Raw genomic sequence first — 805 nt, forward strand, 5'->3', positions numbered from 1 at the left:
CGCGTTCGCGACAGATCGATGCCATCGAGCCAGGCGAGCAACTCGCTCATCGCCAGGCCCTCAGCCGACAGCCGCGCGGGGTCGGTGAAACGCCCGCGCTCCAGGCGCTTGTAAAGCACCCAGAACCCATGGCGGTCCCACACCAGGAGCTTGGCCTTGTCGCGGCGCCGCCCGATGAATACGAACACCTGACCCGAGAGCGGGTTCATGCCCATGCAGCGCGACACGATCTGCGCGAGCGCATCGATCGACTTCCTCATGTCGACCGCCTCGCTATAGACGTGGGCGCGGATCGCCGAGGACAGGATCACGGGAGTCGCGCCAGCACGCGATCGAGCACCTGCCGCGCAGCCGCGCCATGCAGACGCAGCGTCATCGAATCGGGCAGCACGACATCGATCTCCACCACATCGACTTGCACCCTCGGGGCTGGCTGCGCAAGTGCGATGAAGCGGCCGCTGCCTTCGCCCAATGCGGACCCTGCCTCGGCGGCGGCCAGTCGGTTGATGCGATGGCGGAATGTCGACAGCGCCAAGCCGGTGGCCTGGCAATACTGCGGAATACTCAAGCCTTGCCGGCACCGCTGCTGCTCATGCGAGCGCCAGAATGCATCATCGCGATGCACGCGCCGCTGAACCGCCGCCTCGCCATGGTGCTGAGTCGGCGACTCCACCACCGCCATCAGCCTCTCCTGCTCCATCGTCGTTCTCCAGAACTGAGTTTCGCAGCCGCAACCATCGACGATTCAGCGCTGCCTGGGAACTACGGGGTTGCTCGGACGGTTACCCTCGAAGAGCTGCACCTG

Annotated in this window: 2 protein-coding genes; both read right to left on the reverse strand. The window is 65.6% G+C overall.

Features of this window, described 5'->3' with window-relative positions:
• Positions 1–311, reverse strand: a 311-nt coding sequence (gene tnpB, locus CGK74_RS19000) for an IS66 family insertion sequence element accessory protein TnpB (RefSeq protein ID WP_094269841.1), incomplete at its 3' end; no start/stop codon positions are given.
• Positions 308–682, reverse strand: a complete 375-nt coding sequence (gene tnpA, locus CGK74_RS19005) for an IS66 family insertion sequence element accessory protein TnpA (RefSeq protein WP_165770119.1) — start codon at positions 680–682, stop codon at positions 308–310. The genes tnpB and tnpA, both read right to left, overlap by 4 nt.
• Positions 683–805 lie beyond the last annotated feature (123 nt).

Source organism: Thauera propionica, from assembly GCF_002245655.1.
GTDB classification, from domain to species: Bacteria; Pseudomonadota; Gammaproteobacteria; order Burkholderiales; family Rhodocyclaceae; genus Thauera; species Thauera propionica.

What these genes read in the sequence shown, in the direction of transcription:
- tnpA (WP_165770119.1), bottom strand. Translation starts at nt 682, where the DNA reads ATGGCGGTGGTGGAGTCGCCGACTCAGCACCATGGCGAGGCGGCGGTT.